General features: G+C 36.7%; 1 protein-coding gene. It reads left to right on the top strand.

Annotation, left to right across the window (positions count from 1 at the left end; genetic code table 11):
- Positions 1-113: 113 nt before the first annotated feature.
- The coding region (gene bioV / locus IEY78_RS35485; RefSeq protein WP_229700357.1) for a pimelyl-ACP methyl ester esterase BioV at positions 114-529 on the top strand (416 nt) is incomplete at its 3' end.

The raw sequence follows: 529 nt of genomic DNA, 5'->3' as shown, positions 1-529 counted from the left end.
AGCGTTCTTTATGAAGAGCAACTGGAGTTTTTAAAGCCGCAAATTGCAGCTTGCAAGCGCTTGAGCGCTCTATTATTGGAGCAAGAATATTTAGAACATTCTAATTTGTATGATTGGTTGAACGGGTGAAAATGCGTTTTTTTAGTGGTTTTGGGTTCATTAATGAAAGCGTTTTGTTTGAAGAGTGGCTTTTAAAAGGGGCTTATGATGTGTCAGGCTTTTCTATGGGGGCGATTAAGGCGATAGAATACGCTTATAATGAAATCTTACAACAGCGCCGCATCAATTCTTTGTTATTGTTTTCGCCTTGCATGTTAGCGCATAAGAGTTTGGCGTTCAAACGCTTGCAGCTTTCTTCGTTTCAAAAAGACCCGCAAAGCTACATGGATAACTTTTATCTAGAAGTGGGTTTGAGCGCTAAAATGGAGCGTTTTAAAAAAGAGGGTTCTTTAGAAGAATTAGAATTTTTATTGAATTACAAGTATAGTGATTCTATAATTAGATCTTTATTAGAAAAAGGTGTGAAGAT

The sequence above is a fragment of the Streptomyces kronopolitis genome (assembly GCF_014646275.1).
GTDB classification, from domain to species: Bacteria; Actinomycetota; Actinomycetes; order Streptomycetales; family Streptomycetaceae; genus Streptomyces; species Streptomyces kronopolitis.
This window is presented reverse-complemented; position numbering and strand designations above follow the sequence as displayed.